At 51.2% G+C, this 20731-nt stretch carries 17 protein-coding genes; 3 read left to right on the top strand and 14 right to left on the bottom strand.

Translation table 11 applies throughout. The annotated features are described in order from the left end of the window. Nucleotides 1-277: 277 nt before the first annotated feature. Both SH449x_RS21820 and SH449x_RS21815 read left to right on the top strand, forming a co-directional pair. Entirely contained in the window at nt 278-670 is a 393-nt protein-coding gene (locus SH449x_RS21820; RefSeq protein WP_482378197.1) for a BlaI/MecI/CopY family transcriptional regulator, read from the top strand. After that, nucleotides 667-3561, top strand: a complete 2895-nt coding sequence (locus SH449x_RS21815; protein WP_482378196.1) for a M56 family metallopeptidase — start codon at nt 667-669, stop codon at nt 3559-3561. The genes SH449x_RS21820 and SH449x_RS21815 overlap by 4 nt, the downstream gene beginning before the upstream one ends. Before the next feature lie 230 nt (nt 3562-3791). Here SH449x_RS21815 and holA read toward each other — a convergent pair whose 3' ends face one another. The 11 genes from holA to SH449x_RS21760 all read right to left on the bottom strand — a co-directional run bounded on the left by holA (nt 3792) and on the right by SH449x_RS21760 (nt 15461). Continuing rightward, nucleotides 3792-4850, bottom strand: a complete 1059-nt coding sequence (gene holA, locus SH449x_RS21810; RefSeq protein WP_482378195.1) for a DNA polymerase III subunit delta — start codon at nt 4848-4850, stop codon at nt 3792-3794. Nucleotides 4851-4867: 17 nt separating this feature from the next. Then, nucleotides 4868-5668 carry an enoyl-ACP reductase FabI gene (locus tag SH449x_RS21805; RefSeq protein WP_482378194.1) on the bottom strand — a complete coding sequence of 267 codons (801 nt, stop codon included), beginning with the start codon at nt 5666-5668 and terminating at the stop codon, nt 4868-4870. A gap of 13 nt (nt 5669-5681) precedes the next feature. Next, nucleotides 5682-6641, bottom strand: a complete 960-nt coding sequence (locus tag SH449x_RS21800; protein WP_482378193.1) for an SMP-30/gluconolactonase/LRE family protein — start codon at nt 6639-6641, stop codon at nt 5682-5684. Continuing rightward, nucleotides 6642-7640: a sugar phosphate isomerase/epimerase family protein gene (locus SH449x_RS21795; protein ID WP_482378192.1), complete on the bottom strand. Its 999-nt coding sequence runs from the start codon at nt 7638-7640 to the stop codon at nt 6642-6644. It abuts the gene before it with no gap. Between the two features lie 210 nt (nt 7641-7850). After that, nucleotides 7851-9914 carry an excinuclease ABC subunit UvrB gene (uvrB, locus tag SH449x_RS21790; RefSeq protein ID WP_482378191.1) on the bottom strand — a complete coding sequence of 688 codons (2064 nt, stop codon included), beginning with the start codon at nt 9912-9914 and terminating at the stop codon, nt 7851-7853. A 38-nt stretch (nt 9915-9952) separates the two neighbouring features. Next, the gene (locus tag SH449x_RS21785; RefSeq protein ID WP_482378190.1) at nt 9953-10399 is read right to left on the bottom strand and encodes a hypothetical protein; all 447 of its coding nucleotides are present in this window, start codon (nt 10397-10399) and stop codon (nt 9953-9955) included. A gap of 5 nt (nt 10400-10404) precedes the next feature. Then, nucleotides 10405-10572, bottom strand: coding sequence for a hypothetical protein (locus tag SH449x_RS21780; RefSeq protein ID WP_482378189.1), 168 nt, complete (start codon nt 10570-10572; stop codon nt 10405-10407). Nucleotides 10573-10832: 260 nt separating this feature from the next. Continuing rightward, complete coding sequence (locus tag SH449x_RS21775) at nt 10833-12014, bottom strand: HD-GYP domain-containing protein (RefSeq protein WP_482378188.1); 1182 nt, start codon at nt 12012-12014, stop codon at nt 10833-10835. A 170-nt stretch (nt 12015-12184) separates the two neighbouring features. Next, nucleotides 12185-13237 carry a glycosyltransferase family 9 protein gene (locus SH449x_RS21770; protein WP_482378187.1) on the bottom strand — a complete coding sequence of 351 codons (1053 nt, stop codon included), beginning with the start codon at nt 13235-13237 and terminating at the stop codon, nt 12185-12187. A gap of 166 nt (nt 13238-13403) precedes the next feature. Beyond that, nucleotides 13404-14606, bottom strand: coding sequence for an exonuclease/endonuclease/phosphatase family protein (locus SH449x_RS21765; RefSeq protein ID WP_482378186.1), 1203 nt, complete (start codon nt 14604-14606; stop codon nt 13404-13406). A 162-nt stretch (nt 14607-14768) separates the two neighbouring features. Next, nucleotides 14769-15461, bottom strand: coding sequence for a dioxygenase family protein (locus SH449x_RS21760; RefSeq protein WP_482378185.1), 693 nt, complete (start codon nt 15459-15461; stop codon nt 14769-14771). A 311-nt stretch (nt 15462-15772) separates the two neighbouring features. Between SH449x_RS21760 and SH449x_RS21755 the strand changes: the two genes are divergently transcribed. Further along, nucleotides 15773-16945, top strand: a complete 1173-nt coding sequence (locus SH449x_RS21755; protein ID WP_482378184.1) for an ADP-ribosylglycohydrolase family protein — start codon at nt 15773-15775, stop codon at nt 16943-16945. On the opposite strand, the gene SH449x_RS21750 is transcribed toward SH449x_RS21755, so the two are convergent. The 3 genes from SH449x_RS21750 to SH449x_RS21740 all read right to left on the bottom strand — a co-directional run bounded on the left by SH449x_RS21750 (nt 16942) and on the right by SH449x_RS21740 (nt 20642). Beyond that, nucleotides 16942-18852, bottom strand: a complete 1911-nt coding sequence (locus tag SH449x_RS21750) for a Xaa-Pro dipeptidyl-peptidase (RefSeq protein WP_482378183.1) — start codon at nt 18850-18852, stop codon at nt 16942-16944. The genes SH449x_RS21755 and SH449x_RS21750 overlap by 4 nt on opposite strands. 125 nt (nt 18853-18977) lie before the next feature. Beyond that, nucleotides 18978-19421, bottom strand: a complete 444-nt coding sequence (locus SH449x_RS21745) for an FHA domain-containing protein (RefSeq protein ID WP_482378182.1) — start codon at nt 19419-19421, stop codon at nt 18978-18980. A 162-nt stretch (nt 19422-19583) separates the two neighbouring features. Beyond that, a complete protein-coding gene (locus SH449x_RS21740) occupies nt 19584-20642 on the bottom strand; it encodes a beta-ketoacyl-ACP synthase III (protein WP_482378181.1) in 1059 nt (352 codons plus the stop codon). Between the last annotated feature and the right edge of the window lie 89 nt (nt 20643-20731).

Genomic DNA, 20731 nt, shown 5'->3' with positions numbered 1-20731 from the left:
AGGCACACTTTCTGCACCCTGCATGCGTAGATTGCGACACGCGAATTTTAGGAGCCAATAATCGCAAAATACTCAATTAAAAAGTGTACCGCGCCAGCCTATGGCCGGGGGCCAGGGACAAAAAAATCTCTAGTTGCCGGACCGATTTCTTGAGGGTATCGGGGGATGGAATATCTAGACTTTGGGATTGCAGGGCCGGTTTAAGTTTCTTATGTTTGGTTTTCCAAATTTGGTTATCCAAAACCCGAGAACTTGAGCTACATGGAGGAGGCCTGGCATGAATCGACCGCCGGCGGAAGCGTTAACGGATCGCGAACTGGAAGTCATGCACGTTTTTTGGGAAGACGGACAGTGTACGGCTCAGGAAGCTAGGGATTGCCTAGAGAAACGGGGCCGCACGCTGACCTATCCCACGGTTGCCAACCTCTGCAAGATTCTCTGGGAGAAAGGCTATCTCGAACGTCTTGGCGAATCCCGACCCTTTGAATTTCGTCCTACCAAATCCTTTCAAGAGGTCTCGTCGTTATTCGTTGCAGACCTTCTTAATCGAGTATTTCAAGGATCTCGCCAAAAACTTTTGCTCCATATTGTCGGAACTAAAAAACTCACCGCTTCGAAACGTAAACTGCTCGAAGAGTTGTTAGCCAACGAAGAGGAGACCGAATCATGAATCTTCCGTGCGTGGCCTTGGCGTGGGCCTTGGTACAAATCAGTATCCTATGCTCGTTGGCACTTGTCGTTGCATGGGTTATGCGAGGACGTAAACCTGAGTTCACTTCGGCAATACTGTCGGGAACTTGCTTGGGCTCGGTCATCCTCGTGGCGATCGCGTTCGTTCCGCTGCTCCAATGGACCGTAGCCGAAAATTTGTCCAACGAATCGGGGACGCGTTTGTCATTAGAAACGGAATCCACCACCGCCATGCCGGATCACAACGCAATCACCCGCGAAGAAAATCGGGTTTCTTCGCAGCGAGAGGATGGCGGCTCTTCTTTGATCTCTAGCCAACAAACGGTCGCAATGGTCGCTAGCGATCGTACTCTAGAGAGATTCCAAGAGTTGCTCTCGAGTGTTCTGCTCAAAGTAGATCGCAACGTCAGACGCACCGACGAATGGTCACGACCAATGGCTGGGGGACCGTCATGGCCGATCAATTGGTTCCTTGGTCTTGGATTCACCTGCATGGGTTCCATTTGGCTAGCAAGCTGGCTGTACATCCAAAGCATTCTCAAGTCGAGTCGTCCCATACAAGATGAATCATTGCTAAAGAGTGTCGAGTCGATCTCCTATGCGTTTGGATTGCAGCGAATTCCATGTGTGCGAGAATCGGAACAAATTCCTATTGGAGCAACCGTTGGACTTTGGAATGTGACCATTCTGTTACATTCCGACTGGAGGAAATGGACGGAGCAAGAACGTTCGGCAGTCATTTCGCACGAGATGGCACATGCCGTTCGATACGATTTTCTGTGGGTAATTGTCGCTAGCTGGACAGGGATCCTTCTATTTTTTCATCCCTGGATCCATGTCGTGATTGCGAGGCTTCGGCTCGAACAAGAATTGGCAGCCGATCAGTTGGCCGCTGGAAAGATGGGGGATGCCAAGACTTATGGACGAGCCTTGGCGAGATTAGCGTTGAACTGCCAACTGAGCTTGGAAGCTTCGAAACCGAGGTTGGGCTCTATGTTGACGGTTGGTGAGGTTTGTATCACAAGGAGAGTTAAGATGTTATTACAAGGAAGCTTGAAACCAAAATGGTCGTCTTCCCGCTGGATGCGAGGCGCGATCGTAGCGACGACGATACTGGCGATTCCAATCGCGGGTCTTCGAGGAACGACACAGGAATTATCGCAGATTGCTATTGAGAGCGTGACAGCCCAAGCACCCCCTGACGATCAGGAACAAACTGTTGCACCAGCGTCTAATAGGGTATTCCCACGTAAACGTCTCCAGCTCGACGGAACCATGGTCTATCGCCCCGGTCGATTGCGAGCCGGAGAGTTCGGTCCCGAAGCTGCATGGTTGCAGGATTGGATCTTTTTTAAGATTCTAGGACAGCCGTTACCCAGTTCCTCCAATGTCTTTGCTGATTGCGGGATTATCTCTGAATGGGAAGATGACCAGCTGGAGCATGGTCGGCTGATGTTATCTCAGAAACTTCGTTTCGGACAAAATACTCTGCCTGGTCAGCTTACACGCCTACTGCGATATAGCCAGTTTCGGGTCCATGAAGGGCTGGATTCCGAGTTTCGGCGAGAAATCGACGGGCGCAAATTCAGGGCCGTTTCTGAGACTCCGACTTCCGATAAACCCACTCTTTGGCAAGTCGATGATGAACAGGGCTTCTTCATGGGAACCTGGGAGGAGGCTGAGAATTACGTTCGAGGAGCTGAGTTCGGCGAAGCGTCGATCCCTCCGGAATTTTTACACCACTATCGAGATGCAGCGTTCGCGTTCGTATGCTCGGACTGCGATACTTGGCACCACGAGCTAAGCAGCTTCTTCCAAGGCTCCAAAAAGGAAGAGGAATTCCGGCTGTTGGCCCCACTCTTCAAGGATGTTCAGTCTATTGGCTTCTTTGCCAATGGATGCCAAGCCCCCGCGTGCACCCTACTTGCGACCACTAAGAACGATGTGTCTGCTCAAAGAATCGTGAAGCATCTCGAACAAGTGATTGAAGTCGGTAAATTAGCGTTTGTTTCTTCGTTAGAAGAGAAAGAAAAGCACGAACTCGAGGATGAGATCTTTGGTTCCTTTTGGAACACGGTCAAGGTTGCATCTTCGGACTCCCAAGTGGTAGTGCACTTTGATATCGTCCTACCTTCCTTAGATAACAGTTCGATTATCGCGAATCTCAATCGAATAGCTGGGTGGCAGAGTTTTGTAATGAGCCAGTTTCCAGCCATATCGCAGGCGGCCCCGGCAACAGTTACGGTCGGGCCAGCAGAGGGGACTTACGAGATGCCTGCGATCTTCTCTCAAACGCTGGATGCCGAAAACTATCGAGGAAAAACCGTCAGGTTGGAACTGGACATCCAGTGCAATGAAGAGGCACTCGATCGAGCGGGAGTCTTCGCATGGGCGAGCCGGTATGAGGCACCGATTCGTGTTGCTCCAGAACATTTAACGCCGCTCCGCAATCACTCCCCGTATGTCGGCCATCGAAATCTATCGGCTCGATACGTTTCCTGCGATGGTCATTCGAGTATCGAGAAAGCGATTGTTGAAAATTCTACCCCTGCCGTAGCAAGCTCCGATGCTATGTGGCGCACGGTCTCAATTGAGCTTGAGGTTCCCATGGAAGCGGAGCATATTTCCTTTGGCTGCTGCACAAGTGGCGTATTGGTGAATATTCGTAACGTACATTTCGGCATCATTTCTTCATCGTCAAAGGATGCAGCAGGTGGCTTGAGAGGCCGAGATTTGCTAAACGAAATTCCCTACAACCCGTTAGTCGTACCGGGACATGATATCCGCAAGGAACCGTTCAATCTGGACTTTACGCAGACGTTTGGCCCCACATCGCTTCAAGCAGATCGATCCACTCCAGCGAACAAGTAGAGTTTGAGCCCGTGCTCTACAAATGGCTCAATAGGTATTCGGCGGGGTCTCTTACCCGCCGCGAGCACGTAGGCCGAACGAGAGCACGTAGGCCGAACGAGAGCACGTAGGCCGAACGAGAGCACGTAGGCCGAACGAGAGCACGTAGGTCGGACGAGAGTGACCGGTCTACGATGAAATCGACCGTTCTCGCGTTTTTCGGAATATGACGTATAAACCTGGACTGTCAGCTAAGCAAGAGAAAAAATGAGGGACTCCAATGCGAATCGAGCCCTGTCCTCGTGGCTGTGACTCCCTTTCATTTGCGTTTCTAGGAGCACGAGATCGTTAATCAATTTCTTAGCTCTTTCACGACCAATCCGCCGCAGCCTAACCTCCGCTTTGGACAAATCGAATCGATTGAAACCAGCCCGCTCCAACGCCACCCCTAAACTCACTCGCTCGCCACATCGTTCAGACTGTTCAATAATCTGAGCCGCAACTCCAAATCGCCGGAGGGACCACCCGACTTGTGCCATGACTCCAATGCTGTTCTGACCTGCATGAATCAATTTATCTAGCTGCTCTATCGCGACGGCAACTTTGCCATCTGCTATAGCATCCGCCACCTCCCAGGCGGTTTGGCAACGCCAACCACCCACTAACTCCAGGACTCGTTTATCGGGAACCTTCCCCTCCTCGTTTGCAAACAAAGCCAACTTAGCGAGCTCGCAATCGATCAAACCACAAACTGCACCGATTCTTTCCACGACAATGTTGGCTTGGCTGGTGGTAAGTTTGATGCCATGTTTGGTGTTTCCCCAGTCGATGACCCAAGCCGCAATGGCCTTATCGTCGGGCGGGTTTCCCCATGAGGATTTCTGAGGAGGTGTGCATTTGACCAAGGTTCCCTTTTTGCCGACTTGGTTATAAAGCTTAGTATTGGAAGCGAGCGTTTGTAAATCGATGACGAGAAGCGTGTCGCTCGGTGCAGAGTCGATCCATTTTTCTATCAACTCCTTAGCTTTCGAAACCATGGAGTCAGCTCGTCGTACAACGGCGCACCGGGCACCGAGATCATCGAATAGCGATCGTGTCGCTAATTGATCGTGAACGTCCCGCCATTGCGAATCGTCGCCATCAAAGCTTCGTATTGATTCCGGACCGAGCTCGCTTGCCTGTAACAAGTGTTGGATAGAAGTGCGACGCAGAAAGTCATCGGTACCAAAAAATGCAAAAACCGGGGGGAATGGTTTAACAACGGTAGCCTTCAGGAAATCGAACGCGTGCGCTACTTCTGCTTTTGCCATTCGCATCTCCTCTCTTATTAGTTGCCCGCAACTCTTTGGATGATATCCCGATCAAAATAGTTCGTTGACATCGCAGCGTCGACAACGATGGTTTGCGATTGAATCCCAGAAGAGCGAGGGCTGAGCAAGAACGCTGCTGTGTTGGCGACCTCTTGCGTGGTGACTCCCTCCCCTCGCGGAATGGCTTTCTCTGCAAACAAATACGCATCGACGTATCCAGGGATTCCAGCGGAGGCGCTCGTTTTCAGCAGTCCGGCACCGACTGCATTAAATCGAACGTGAGAAAAGCGACTAAAGGACTTGGTCAAAAAGGCTAGCGACGAGTCCAATGCAGCCTTGACCGGGGCCATAAAACCGTAGCTCTCGCTCGCCATCTTGGTCGTGGAAATGCTTATCGTCACCATAGACGCATCCTTTGCCAATTGGCTCTTGAGAGCGTTGCTGATGTCAATAAACGAGTAGCACGAAATATCCATCGCCTGCAAGAACTGCCGCTTGGTCGTTTCGTGGAATGGCTTCATCCCCTCGCTGTAGTCTGCAAAAGCGATCGAGTGAATGACTCCGGCTATCGGCGTGTTGTCCTCGGCGAACTCCTCCGCTACCCTCGCAATCTCTCCCTCCTTCTCGACGTCACAGACGAGAATGCGACGACCAGCGAGCAGCTTGCCAAGCTCTTCCTTGCGTTTTTCGCTGCGAACAACGTAGTCAACCTTGGCCCCCACTCCTTCGAGCGTTTTCCCAATGGCATAGGCAACGCTCTTTTTGTTGGCTACGCCAAAAACGACGATTCTTTTATCCTGCAGTCCCAGGAAATCCATATTGTCTTCCGTACTATGGTTCCAAGAAGAGTGGTACGATTCGCTCCAAAGCTTGCCGGTCCTCTAGCTTGCCAAAGGGAACCGCGAACAACGCTCCAGCGTTTGGTGATGCGGGCTGTCGATCAGCAGGCATGTGCTCCACTGCAGTCGTTATCACCAACCAGAGGTTGCCGTCGCAAGTCACCCACTGCGGGCAAGTCGCTTGTGGGCTGCCTTCGGTGCACCATTCAGTTTCCAACACTCCGGTCTCCAGCGACACTTGTATCGTGCGACCAAAGGCAGAAGGATTCGGGTTGTACAAAGATATAATGACACTCTTGCCATCGAGGGTCATCGTCATGCCGTCCGGGACAGCTTCGTCGTGACTCAAGTCGACAACGGTTTGCTCCGACTCGATACAACCGGACTCGGTGTTGATCCGATACCTTACCACTTTGCGAGTGGGGGAATCGATATCGAGCAAGTCTACCCAGCCATCTCCCGTTGCTGCGATACACTTTCCGTTGCTACAGATCTGATCGTTCCGCAAAACGAATAGCTTTTGATCTCGGCCTCGCCAAAAGTTCAAGGACGCTTTCTTCGTTTTGAATTCTAGATCCTTGGTGCCGAAAATGAGATTACCGTCCCAGGTTACGCCATCGTTTATAATGGTGCCCAAAACTTGCTCATCGATCCCTTGCGCAACCACTTGGAATTCGCTCGTTTCCGGCGAAAAGATTCCTACCATTCGCTCGCAACCAACAATGAATCGTCCTCGATTCGTTGGAAAAGCGAAACCGGGACGACCTGGCAGTACATGCGTTGCGTTAGACTTGGTCTTCAGATCGAACACGTTAACCGAGCCAACGTTCGCACCCGCACCGTGCTGAATGGCAACCCAAGAAAATCTTCCGTCACCGATTGGGTACGGGCCTTCGGGAAGAAACCGCAGGCCCGCATCATCTGGATAAAACAATAGTTCAGCTTTATTCATTTATTCTTTTTCAAAAGCGGAATCGAAAGCACGACCACTCGGTGCAAAGTCTAGATTCTTCACGAAGCTAGCTGCTTCGGAGGCGCCGAACTCTCGGTCCATGCCGCTATCTTCCCATTCGACGCTAAGTGGTCCGTCGTACCCGATATCGTTCAAAGCGCGGATGATCTCTTCGAAATTGACGCTGCCGCGACCTGGGCTTCGGAAATCCCAACCACGTCGAGGGTCGCCAAAGTTAAGATGGCTGCACAGGATGCCAGACTTGCCATTTAATTTGGTGGTGGCATCTTTGATGTGAACGTGATAGATCCGATCGGGGAAAGCACGAATGAACTCGACAGGGTCGACACCTTGCCAAATCAAATGGCTCGGGTCAAAGTTAAAGCCGAACTCGGGGCGGTTATCCAAAGCCTTCAATGCCATTTGAGCGGAATAGATGTCGAAGGCGATTTCGGTCGGGTGTACTTCCAAGGCGAATCGAACGCCGTTCTTTTCGAACTCATCGAGGATCGGATTGAACCGCTTGGCCAGCAATGCGAATCCGTCATCAATCATTGATTGAGGAACGGGCGGGAAGGAATAGTTCAAGTGCCATATGCTGGAACCTGTGAAGCCGTTCACGACTCCGACTCCGAAGGCTTTGGCGGCGCGAGCGGTGGCCTTGAGCTCTTCGATGGCTCGCTCGTTAACACCGGCAGGATTTCCATCCCCCCAAACATACGGAGGCAGAATCGCTTTGTGCCTTTGGTCAATATTATCCAAGACAGCCTGCCCAACCAAGTGGGCGCTGATCGCATGACACTGGAGCCCCATACTATCCAAGAATTCTCTCTTGGCTTTGCAGTAGTTAGGGTCTGAATTGGCCTTGTCCACTTCGAAGTGATCACCCCAGCACGCGAGTTCAATACCGTCGTAGCCGAACTCTTTGGTAAGCTGTGCCATTCTGGAAAGAGGCAAGTCCGCCCACTGGCCCGTAAATAGAGTGACTGGTCGTGCCATAGTCTGAGGATCTCCAATATAGTGCGAGGGTTACATGACAGAAGAGTAGGTAGCATACCAACATTGATATCAGCTGGTAAGGGTCGGACGAAGTCTGCCGTGCTCGGTCCCAAGAAAACGTCATCAGCCCCTTGACAAAACGGCGGAACTGTTACGGGAAAATTGATCCACAGAGGCCGTTTTCAGGTTGAACGAATCAGTTGCTAATCCTCAGGTTTTTCTGGACTTGCGTCGCTGGCGTCCCTTAACCATTTGTTGAGGAGGACTATCCTCCTCGATGGGCTGACCAACTCGCTCTCGCATGCGTAGAATCTTGTCTCGCAATGCCGCAGCTCTTTCAAATTCGAGCCCTTCGGCAGCTGCGAGCATTTCCTCTTCCAGGCTCTTGAGATACTCCTCCGTGATGACCTCCGAGTTGGGGGTTCTTTTGACAATATCGCGAGCTCGTTTGCGATTCTCTGCTGCTTGATGAATTGAGGCGGTCACCACTTTGCGAATCGTTTCTGGTGTGATTCCATGCTCGGCATTGTAGGCCTCTTGCTTTGCGCGACGACGGCGTGTTTCCTCGATTGCGTTTTGCATCGATACGGTCACCGTATCGGCGTACAAGATGACTTTCGAATTCGCGTTTCGAGCAGCTCGCCCAATGGTTTGAATGAGCGACGTCTCGCTTCGCAGAAAACCTTCCTTGTCAGCATCAAGAATCGCCACCAAACTGACCTCGGGGAGATCGAGCCCTTCCCGCAAAAGATTAACACCTACCAAAACGTCGCAACGGCCATCACGCAATTCCTGCAGCAGTTCGACCCGCTGAAACGCATTTAGCTCACTGTGAAGCCATCGACACTTGATATCGTTCTCAACAAAAAAGTTAGCGAGATCTTCAGCCAACCGCTTCGTCAATGCGGTGACCAAAGTTCGATCCCCGAGAGCAATACGTTCTCGGATTTGCTCGAGCAAATGCATCACCTGTCCACGGGCCGAGACGACTTCAATCTTCGGGTCGAGCAATCCTGTTGGGCGAATTACTTGCTCCACGACTTCGCCATCCGTCAAATCCAATTCGTAGTCACTCGGAGTGGCGGAGACGAAAATCACTTGGTTGATTTTCTCCTCCCACTCTTCAAACTTGAGAGGCCTGTTATCGAGTGCGCACGGCAATCGAAAGCCGTGTTCGACCAAGGTTGTTTTTCTGCTGCGGTCTCCTGCGTACATCGCACGCACCTGCGGTATCGTGACGTGAGACTCGTCTATCAGTAGCAAGAAATCCTTGTCGAAAAAGTCGTAGAGGGTATCGGGCGTTGCGCCGGGTGGTTTGCCGGACAGCGGGCGTGAGTAGTTTTCAATTCCAGGGCAATGGCCAACCGCTCCTAGCATTTCGATGTCAAAATTGGTTCGTGCGTTCAAGCGTTGCGCTTCGAGGATCTTGCCCTCACTCTGAAAGCGCGCCAATTGCTGTGCTAATTCTTCACGCAAGACTTTGATGGCAGACTGAATGCGATCTTCCGAAGTTACAAAGTGTTTGGCTGGGAAGATGTAGACTTCGGATTGGCGCGAAATCACCTCACCGCTTGTTGGGTTGATAACGGAGATTTGCTCTACCTCATCCCCCCAGAACTCAATGCGATAGGCAAACTCTTCGTAGGATGGCCAAATCTCAATCGTGTCGCCACGGACTCGGAATTTGCTTCGTTCAAACGCGATTTCATTTCGTTGGTATTGGATGTCGATCAGCTGCAGTAGCATCTTCTCGCGATCCACTTCCTTGCCACGAAATATGGGAACCACCATCCGTCGGTAATCGGCGGGAGAACCTAAACCGTAGATACAGGACACGCTAGCTACGATGATGCAGTCACGCCGACTCACTAAAGCACTGGTCGACGCCAATCGCAAGCGATCGATCTCCTCGTTTATCGATGCGTCCTTCTCGATGTAGATGTCTCGCTGCGGAATATAGGCTTCTGGTTGGTAGTAGTCGTAATAGCTAACGAAATAGTGGACCGCGTTTCTTGGGAAGAATTCCTTGAACTCGGAATACAGCTGTGCAGCGAGAGTTTTGTTGTGACTTAGAACAAGGGTCGGGCGCTGCACCTGCTGGATAACGTTCGCCATCGTGAAGGTTTTGCCAGAACCGGTGACCCCCATCAAGACTTGGTGTTTTTTTCCTTCGCGCAAACCGCGAACCAAGGTCTCGATGGCCTGAGGTTGATCCCCGGCTGGTTTGTACTGATGGTCTAGATCAAACAGGTTTGATTGGGAGTTGCTCAGCATCTTGTGCCTACGGTTCGTCGGCGTGGAACCACGTTAGGCTAAGCGAAGGTTAGGAATGCAGCAAGTCCCAGTTGAAATACGGACACTCCAATCCCCACGCCATGCCCGATTCGTCCCCACCTGGCAACCAAAAACGAGACTGCACCCAGGACGATTACTGTTCCCGTAGCTTTCAGCAGTATGAACGGAAGAACATTTGGCGGCTGGACGGGGTAAACACCGGGAATTTTCAGATTATCCAACCCCATAATCCAACGTCCAATTGGGTTAAGCTCCATTTCATAAAGAGTTCTCTGATATTGAAAGGTGAGATAGATGTCGTAGATCGCGACCGATGCGATAACCATCAGATACAAAAGGGCGAAAATGTAGTTGGTGGGAAGCCGACCAAGATCCACTTGGCTTGCTTTGGTGTTGTGGTATTTTTCTGAACGCGTACTAGAACGAGACTTGGCGATTTCCCAATTCAAGTCGAAAGCTGTCATGATTCTCACTGCGAGTGTTTGGGCCAAAAGAGTGTCCCTTGGCCGGTTGGAAAACGAAACTGTTTCTGAATCAATCGCGATTCCCATGCCAATTGGTCTCGTATGATCATGACCAATATGCAGACGACCAACGATTCGACGGCAAGCCCTTTCAATGGAAAAAAATCTCCCATTAACCACCACAATTCTTTCGTTTTTTAAAAAATAGCGGAGAACTAAGCTGCGTAGCCCCTGCTCGTTTTCCATGCTATTTGCTCCTCTCGATGCTACAGCAAGGCCGCTCAGCTGGAGGACAGAGGCAGATAACGCTCCATTCAGTGCGATTTAATCGCCCTTTGTCACCGGAGATGCGGGCCTGCTATTTGCGAAGCACCGCAGCCCAGAAAGTGATCACTTTCGAGCGAAGGAGGAAAGGCAACGCGACTAGAAAGCGTCAGGAAGGGACGGGGAATCCCCAGAGCAAGTTCCCCATTTCGGACTTTGACAACCGGTGGAACCCGTTCAGCAGGTCGACATAGGGGGCTGAAATGGCAAGCCGAGATTCCTGGAGGTCGATGCGTGCGGCCCCGTTGTTAAGTAATCGGACCGTCGGTTTCGCGGGAGCTTCCGGGTTGGCACGAATCACAACCGCTTTCGATTCGTCATCGAGAACGACCACAGACCCGATGGGGAACACCGACATACATTTTATCATCGACTGCACCGCTTTAGGACAATAACGGCCTTTGGACGCGTTGGCAATCAGGTACAAGATTGCATCGGACGGGACGATTCGTTTGCGATACTTGGCGTCGGTAAGCGTTAAGAACGTATCGATTGCATTCAGGATTGAGGCTTCATACATGGTCTCCCCAATCCTAAGGCCCAGCGGGTAGCCAGATCCGTCCGCCTGTTCATGGACTTGCGAAACGATTTGAAGGATTCTTTCGGGGATTTCAGGGGATTTGCGAAGCAAGTCCATAGAGTCAAAGGGATGGCTGCGATATTGCTCAATCTCCGTGATTGACAAGGAGCCTTGCAACGCTTTCTCATAAAGGCCGGGAGAAATAGCTAGCCCGACGTCGTGCAGGAGGGCAGCAAACCCCGTTGAAGTTGCAAAGCTTTCGCTCTGACCTTGAGTTAAACAAGCAGAAACGGCCAGCAATGCCATTTTCGCTGCATGCAGACTGATTGCCTCAATACTGCTGGAGTCGGCCATACTGTGGTTTCGTACAATGGTCGACAGCGTGGCGGCAACATCCTTCGACGCACATGCCACGAATTTTTCGGATTCGGCTCTCAGAGCAGCACCGTCAATTGGCTGCCCCTTGGCGAGCAAAGCAAGAGAATCTTTTACACGATTCCGAGTACTTTCGATTGCCGCATTCGCTCTTTCTCTCAAAGCTAGGTCGAAAGAGTCGTCGAGAAGCTTTTCGATTTGCTCAGACGAAAACTCGCTTCGACCTCGAATGGAAACCGATTCGATGCCACTGGATCGCAAACGTTCTTTTAAACGCTCGCTAACAGGAGTCCCCGCCTTGTGAAGCACATTGCCGTTGGCGTCCAGTAAGTCAAAGCTGAGAATTGTGCCTATTTGGAGTTCTTCAGTTCCAATTACCCATGTTTGCTCGTTCATGGAGGTCCCAAGCTAGCAAAAAAACTTCTGCGTGAAAAATTAATGGGCCTGTCTTTTTCATCTTATCGCGATTTACATCGCTAATGTTTTGCCAACTTTCGGAAATTGCGGTTATCACAACAGCCGAGATCCCGCAAACCCCTTCGGAATCCAAGTCGTTGAGACTCACATTACGACTTAGACTGCTCTAAGATCGATTCACAGGCTTCGATGACGTCCTGTGCCATAATCGAGAGTATGGGCCCGCAGTCCGTCCGACGCTCGGATTTCCGCTCCGGTGGGAGCTTCTGCTTTTGCACCGCACGATGTTTTGGGCCGATCGGCCCTGTCCTGCCCAAGGGCATCGGTCCGATCATACCTACAGTAGGGGTGCTAACGGCAACGGACAAGTGCATTGGACCGGTATCGGACCCAACGAAAATCGCTGCTCCACGAATGAGACTTCTCAGCTGTTTAAGACTACACGAAGGACCCAGGACACTTTCTGCCTCACAAAACTCTTGAACCTGTTTCGCAATCTGGAGTTCTGTCTCTCCATTCCAGAGGATAACGGGCAACAATCCCCACCGTTTGGAAAGATAGTCTGCTACCTCGGCGTATCTGTCTGCCGGCCACAAGCGACTTACCCATCTAGCGCCGACATTGATTAATGCGTAGTTTCGCCCCCCAAACTCTTTTTTGAGAGTGTCTTCGAAAAACCTAGTGTCTTCGGGATGTTCCGGCAGCCTAAACTCGATCTCCTCAGAAGCGACTCCGAGCGGCCTTAAGATTTCTAGGCCTCGCAATATCAAGTGAGAATGTTTAGGGGTCACGATTTGATTGTTTACCCAGCAGCTGAACTCTCGCCCGTCGTAGTCCCCTTTCGCGAACCCTAATCGAGTTTCAGCTCGCGTGAAGTACGCGAGCCAAGCACTCTTGGCCAACCCCTGGAGGTCAATCGTAACATCAGGTCCCCACTGACGAAGTATCTTCGCAAGCTTGAAAAATTCCTTAGGCGACTTAAAGGCAGCCTTGGTTGTTACAAACAATTCGTCGAGGTCTTCGTGCCCATCGAGAAGCTGTGCCCCCTGGCCCTCAACGACCCAGCCAATCTGAGCGTTAGGAAACCTTTTACGCAACGCGCAAAGAGCGGGAACGCTCAGTACCACATCACCGATCGAGGAAAGCCGAACAATCAAAATCCTGCCCGGATCTTGATCCAAAAAGAGTCTATCGCTTGCCATGGAGTGCAATCAATCATCCAACGAGCAATAAATCGGAAGCGAATTGCCAAGAAACCTACTTCGATGCAGCACTTTGCACGTCCTTCTAAACTAGCAATACAATGTATGGAAATGACCGACAAACGACGAATCACATCGAGAATTGTAACAGATTTCACAAAAAAAACTAACGATCGATTGACCCTTCATACGCAGTAAACTCTGCCCAGATCGGAAGACTCGAAGATACTTGCAATGCCTGATCTAAGCTGAGGTTCAATTGCCGTAGGAAGTCGACTACCCCGGAGAGTCCTGTAAACTCATCCGTTGCGCGTGTGGGAAAAAGGATATTGCATGTCATGGCATCGCCAGCCACAGTGGTCGGTACTCCCTCGATAGCGAGCGTCATATCTAACCCTGGTATAGCGGCCAATCGCTGACTTGAAGCCATGAATTCACCGGCCAAAAGAGTATCGTCCTCTAGCCTTCCGTCGCTACGAACACTCCGAATCAAACTCGGAAGAAGCTGAATCTCTTCATCCGCCCTTTTCGGGGCTATCCGCACGTTTACCAAACTAAATGTAAAACTCGACGACCTCTGAGGTAGCTTGGTTCGGAACCAAGCTACCAAAGGGGCATAGGTTATCAGATCCTGCGGATCTTCAACCGTATAGAGCTGGCCCCGGTCCGTTTCGATGCGTGCCGTATCGAACAAGAACGCAAATTGCTGCTTCTGCTCTCTACCGACCGGCGGCCCCAAAAGAAATTCAAATTCCCTACCGTTACGGTTGATGAGCTCGGTCAACAAAGGAAGAGTATCAGACTGGCGAGACGTTATGCCTTGCAGGGCGATGACATCGAACTGCCGGATGATTCGAACCAGTGTCTCCGTAACAGGGAGTTTTCTTAGCTTATCCTCACCGAATTCGCCGAGATTGAAGCTAGCGATACGAATCCTCGGCACATTGACCCCTGCGGCATTTCCCCTCGGATTCGCGGCACTTGCTCCGTCAAAGCTTCCACGTCTAGACGAGGCAACTTGCCCCGCCCCCAGTCCTGCGCTGCTCGGCGAGGCAAAGAATTTTCTGACGGAATCATCGGTCAAGGATCCCGATGAGGAAATTCTGTGAGATACATAACTCGGTGACGATGGCCCCAAAGTCCATGTCGCGTCATCAGCATCACTCCATCCACCCAAGCCCCGCTCCCCTTGAGAAGCTCGAGGTTGCCCCGAAGCTTGAGGTTGCCCATCTCCTGTCGTAGGTATCCAGGAAAGTTTTGGGGTCAACCGGACCTGCTCTAGGCCACTCAACGAAACGAATTGCGTGCCAATCCACCCAACGATTGCCAACGATAAACCAATGACATAACGACGCTTCGTACCAAGCATAGCCTCACCTCCCCTCCACGCAGTTTTTTCGGCGCATCGGCATAATGAAGCGGTCTGATCATACTAACCGATCAAAAACCGCCGGCCAAACTTATCGCGCTGCGGGTCGCTACGCTGGTAACAGTTAAACGTCGTGCGACTGCAAAGCATTGACACTGTCCGCTACATAGGCGGAGTCGACTTCGTATCTTCAGGATCCCCCAAAACAATGGTGAATCGCCCGGTGGGTATCGACTCACTGCTGGGATCCTGAGGATCCATCGGGACGTTCTCTAAATGCGCAGTGACTCCATCCCGCTGTGCGACATTCATCGACATGTACAGAGAATCCTTGCGATTTAGCTCTTCGTGCTCACCGAAGTAGAGTTGAGTTATCAACTCCTTTCGGCCGGGCGAAAGGATTCGAAAATGAATGTGAGGTGTCCGTCCCGGATACTTTCCCGGCAAAATCGTCTTAAACCGGAACTCCCCGCTTTCGCCAGTCTGAACACGCCCCCAATATTGAAAGTTTGGATCCATCGGGCGATCGTTCTTGTCGTCTGGATGGTTGTAACGCCCGGTTTCGCAAGCTTGCCAGACTTCGACGATGGAATTTCCCAAGGAATTCTCATCATGCCCAATCACCCCCCCCTGGATGGCAATCACTCTCCCCTCCGCCAGCGGGGAATCGGGCCCCTTTCTAGTCAAATCAAAATCAAAAAACGCCTGTTTTTCAATGTCCGGGATGGGATAGAAAGGCCCCTTGGTCTGGGCCGGGGTCAGCAGGCGATCATGACCGTAAACAAGATTTTGCAAAAATGACGACATTCCGGTCGCCGCAGCCGCCCTAAGTAAGATACGTCGATTGATGTTCACGGTCCGGAGAATCCCTGTGTTAGCGAATATTTGCCAAACCAAGACGAAATAGAAATGGTGTTAGGAAAACCCATTGTGACAAAAATCATCGATGTGCTCCAGTTGACTAAGCATAGAAATGCGAAATTCGCTCTGAACAACCTGTAACGATAAGTATGGTTGACTTTTTCGGTTAGACAGTTCACAAAGGGTATTGGACTTCACGAATCGTTAATATCATATAACCTTTCAGAAATTGGTCGCATTCGACTGCAATTGCCCGCGGTCCACTCCCTCGCCACAGTTTATTTTTTAACCTGCGATTTTGACCCATGCCCGACGATGAATCCGAATCAAAATTGTTTCCAACGGTCTCACTTTCGTGGGAGCGATCTGCCGGCGTCGCGAGACGCGAGCGTTCCGCAGAGGGAATGATTTGGGGAGTTGCGATCGGGGAGTCTCTTGCGCTGGCCCGTGACGGGATGTCGAAATGGAATGGCTTTCGTTTGTTTGGCCGCCCCCCTTTGAAGTTCTGTTTCAAACCAGGCGCAGCGCTTCCCGGAGAACAAACTCATGGGATGCTGATTACCTTGCAAGCAATTTTTCAATCGCGAGCCGACCACCGCCTTTTTTCAAAGTGCCTGAAAAAGCGAATCTGGACATACCGGACGGCCCATGGTCTTAGCGAAGCGGCTCGTATTCTGATTCCTAAATTTAAAGGAGGAGCGGATTCTTATGCATTTCGAGGACGCTTAGCGTGTCCGCTGATTCGGGCGTTACCGATAAGTTTATTGGTTCAAGGAACTGCAAATGCAAAGGCTTGGCTCGAGTTGAGCAATGGGGTCACGACAGACAATGACGCCAGCATAGCCGCATCACTATTGATTGCACAAGCTATGCAGATCACTCAACTTTACGACGCACGAGAACTGGGTGCACAAAAAATTCTTTTGTGTTTGATAGAAAACACTCAATCATCGGAAATCAAATCTCTCCTGCGGAGTTGCGAGGTCTATCTGGAGAAACGTTACAGCATCGCTCGGGTTTCCGCGCGATTAGGCTACCTAGGGGGGGTTCCGAAGAACACGAACATCATTGCGGTTCTTAGTGTCTATGCCTGGCTTAGGCATCTCGAAAATTTCCGTACGGTTGTAGAACGAACAGCATGTCTTGGAGGCGAATGTGCGTTAGTTGCCGCCATTGCTGGCGGCTTGTCTGGTGCCTGCAATGGTAAGAAAACAATCCCTGCCGACTGGCTTGAACAAGCTCAACTCTATCCCTATCGTAGAAATTGGCTTAAGAAGGTCATTGCTAGAATCACCGACTGGCCACATGGCGTAGAGGATATTCGAGCAGCACACGCAGAGCCTTCCTACCCATTGGGACAATGTATTCGAAACACTGGCATATGCTTCCTAAAACTATTTCACTTCATAATCCGATTGCCAACTCTGTTCCTTCCGACACCTAGAAGTAGAGTCTTAAGAACACGTTCAGACATCTAGTCGATCGCTGCCGATAACGCTTTCCCGCCACCGACGATCGGTATCTTGATCGACGTCATACCTAAATCGACAGTGAGTTCTGTCCCCGGCTCAGGCCATAGCGTAAAGTCTTTATCGCTAGAGAAGATCATAAGTCCCAGCTGCGCTCCCTCTGGGATAATTTGATCGTCTGGTTGCAAAGTGAACTCAATCTCTCGCCACTCACCCAACTTAAGGGGATCATCCTCCAAGATAGATCTATGGTTCTGGGGATCTACCCAGCCCCGATTGATGACGTCGTCATTGATGGACTTACTGTCAGTCCAAGGCAACGAGACGAGCCAAACCGATAGGTTCACGGCGGGACGATTACTCTTGATCCGGAGCTTCACCGTTGGCGTACCAGACAGATGCAAAGCCTCTTTGAGCTTGGGGGTCGCAAACAGAAGCCTGTGATTCGACCACTCGACTTTGCATAGCATCGGGGCGTCGAAGGCGTAGTTATCAATAATCGTCCACTCCGATTGCTTGTTCGGAGATTGTGCTCCGTCTTTCACTAGCTCTCCAATCGCAAAACCTTTGCCCTGTGGACGCAAAATGACTGGCTCCGCCTCTGGGTGGGGATAAGCCTCATATGGGGTCGGGTCACGACGGTTCGCAGATTCGCGAACAATCCATGATTGAGGATCCTTTTCAACACCATTTTCAATATCATACAGGTGCCGAGTAAACCATCGATTCATCTGCTTGAGCGGTGGAGGACCACCATGTCCACCTTGGTGCATGAAGAGTTGCGTCGGAACCCCTTTGGCTTTGACCGCTTCGTAAATGCGGATGCTGTGCTCAGGCATCACGTTCCAATCGTTAAATGCATGCGCCATGAGCATCGCTGCTTTGAGTGGCTCGAGCTTGTGAATGTAATCACGACCCTGCCAAAAATCATTGTAATTGCCGGTCTTGCGATCCAGATTCGCAATCAAAGTGTTGTCACGAACCTCGGTATTACAATACTCGCGACGATCCTCCGCTCCGCTGTTAACAAAGTCATAAAGCACGTCGATGTCTTCTCCCATGTAACCACCAGGATGCCGCACCAGTCCATGAGAACGATAGTAGTGATAATACGACGTGTTGGGAGCGACTGGGATAATCGCTTCTAAGCCATCAACTCCGGTCGTCGCTGCCGCCAGCGCGAGCGTGCCATTATAGGATGTCCCCGTCATCCCAACTTTTCCAGTGCACCAATACGCTTTAACCTCTTCATCGCCATCGGGAGAGGTGAAGCCTTTGGCGCGGCCGTTCAACCAATCAATGACTGCCTTGGGTGCCAGCGATTCGTTGTCACCACCTATCGTTGGGCACCCTTGTGAAAGCCCTGTTCCTGGTGACGAAGAATGTACGACCGCAAATCCACGCGGCACCCATTGCTCCTGCAATCCTCTGGACAAGACCGTTCTGCGTGGTTGTTGCTTGATCGCGGGGGCAACATCATGAACAGGAGGATCGGTTCCCAACTCTTGCTTGGGACTCCACATAAAGCGTGGATTATTAGAACCAGTCCCGGAGTAATACGGGCTCGACTCATAAACAACTGGTACCTTTAACCCCTCCGTTTCCGTTTGCTGTTGCCTCGTCACAGAAACGTGCATCCGATCCGGCTTACCATCTCCATCCGAATCGAACTCGGTCTCGACCCAGAGATCATGCTGAACCCAATTCTCTTTGAAGCCGTCAACGACCTGAGCCTCGCCGTCGTCGAATCTAGGTAAAGTCTTTTCAGATGCACCTGCTATTGCAGCAGCTTTGGCCTCGAACGCCGCTTGGTCTTGCCCGAAGCAAACGCTTACACTCGCAACACCGCACCCTATGGATGCGGCTCCAAGAAATGAAAGAATTACCGAAAACCGAGTGCGACGATGTACGTTCAACGTGATCTCCCGAACCAAGTGGATTCAATTGCTACGAGCCTGTATTCTAGCCCGGCTTTTCGCAACTTGGCAAACGAATACAGAGTGTTTTCTGAGAATGACGAGCTCTTCCTGATGCTAGGAAACTAGGATTTCCAGAACTCCCACCATTTCTTCGTCGGCATAGGAACTTCATGCATTGTAAATGTTGGCGATTGCACCGTCGGCATTTGCATGGTTTTGTTCGAAGATGGATTTCTAGGCAGAGGATTGATGCTGCCGGGATCTGTGTCCGATTCGTAGTGCACCTTTAACGTCAAGCCTCCAATTTGAAGCACATCTCCTGGAAACAGAGAGTGATGCTGCCGAATCCGCTCCCCGTTTACGTACGTGCCATTCGTCGAGCCGAGATCTCGTACTTGCAAGGACTCGTCCGGTGCCAAGTAGATCTGGCAATGGCTCCGACTTATCGATTCATCATCAATACACAAACTAGCCTCTGATCCTCGACCGACGGTGGCGGGTAGATCAAGCCTCCATCCCGACTCTCTAGATTGCGTACCCGAAAGTGGGATCAGTTGATAGTACATAGCGAGCTCCCGGTGCTGTTGCACCTGTGCGATAATTGATGAGAACGGAGTCCTCCAATTCTATTCGCTTCCCAAGCCACCGCCAATCACCCCCCCCCGCCCCAACTACGGACAATGTCCCGCCCCACGTGAACTCTTGAGATGCGTAAGTATCGTCAGCCCCTACCAACGAATTAAACTGGTTCCCCAGGAAAGTCCCGCTCCGAACCCGCACAAAAGTACCAAATCACCGCGACTGAGTAACCCCTCTTTATTAGCCTGATCCAGTGCCAAAGGAACACTAGCGGCCGAGGTATTTCCATAGCGATCCAAATTAACAAACATTCGTTCTCTAGGAATATTCAGCTTGTCTATCGCCGCGTCAAGAATCCGAATGTTTGCCTGATGAAGAATCACGAGTCCAATTTCATCGGGGGTTACGTGGGCAGACTCTAGCACATCGGTCAAACTATCCTCAACAACACGAACAGCCCACTTGAATACGGTCCGTCCATCCATTTGCAGATACTGTTTTCCGGACTGAATCGTCGCGGGAGTAAGTGGCTCTCGCGATCCGCCACCGGGAATACAAAGCGGCTCATTCGTCCCCTCGGATCCTATACAGAAGCGGATGAGTCCATTCATTGGCTCCGGTGCACAAGGCTGTAAAAGAGCAGCACCGGCACCGTCCCCAAACAGGGGATAGGTGCGTACATCGGTCTTGTCGATGGTTCGGCTCATCAGATCACTGCCGATGACCAACGCATTTCGCGAAGTACCGGCTGCAATAAACTGAGCCGCAGTAACCAAACCCACCATAAAGCCAGCACACGCGGCGTTGATGTCAAATGCCGGTGCAATGCAACCAAGCTTGCTTTGGAGCAAGCACGCCGTACTAGGGGTGATAAAATCTGGTGTTATCGTGGCACAAATAAGAAGATCCACTTCATGAGGTGCTACGTTTGCATTCCTCAAGCAGTCCAGGGCGGCATGCCATGCTAAGTCGCTGGTGGCCTGTGTATCGGCGGCTCGTCTTCGCTCCAGAATGCCAGTGCGAGCTACAATCCACTCACTATCACATCCGAGCTCTGCCAAATCGTCATTGGTGACCACTTGATCGGGAACATAGGATCCGGTCGCTGCGATACGTATGCCGGCCAAGCTCCCCATACGGCTTCGTCCACTAGCTGCGAACAGAGTCTGGTTGCTAGTCGTTGCGGTCTCGATCTTTGGGGTTAACATTCCGGAATAAGGCTTTCTTTGCATCGGCTATGACTCAGTCCTCGCGATTATAACCGCTGCCGTCGGTTTGAAAAACCTTGATGGCAATT

This window comes from Brakhagea baltica (assembly GCF_052161605.1).
In the GTDB taxonomy this organism is placed as follows: Bacteria; Planctomycetota; Planctomycetia; order Pirellulales; family Pirellulaceae; genus JBKCUI01.
Note: the sequence above shows the minus strand (reverse complement) of the source record. Positions and strands in the feature narration are given on the sequence as shown.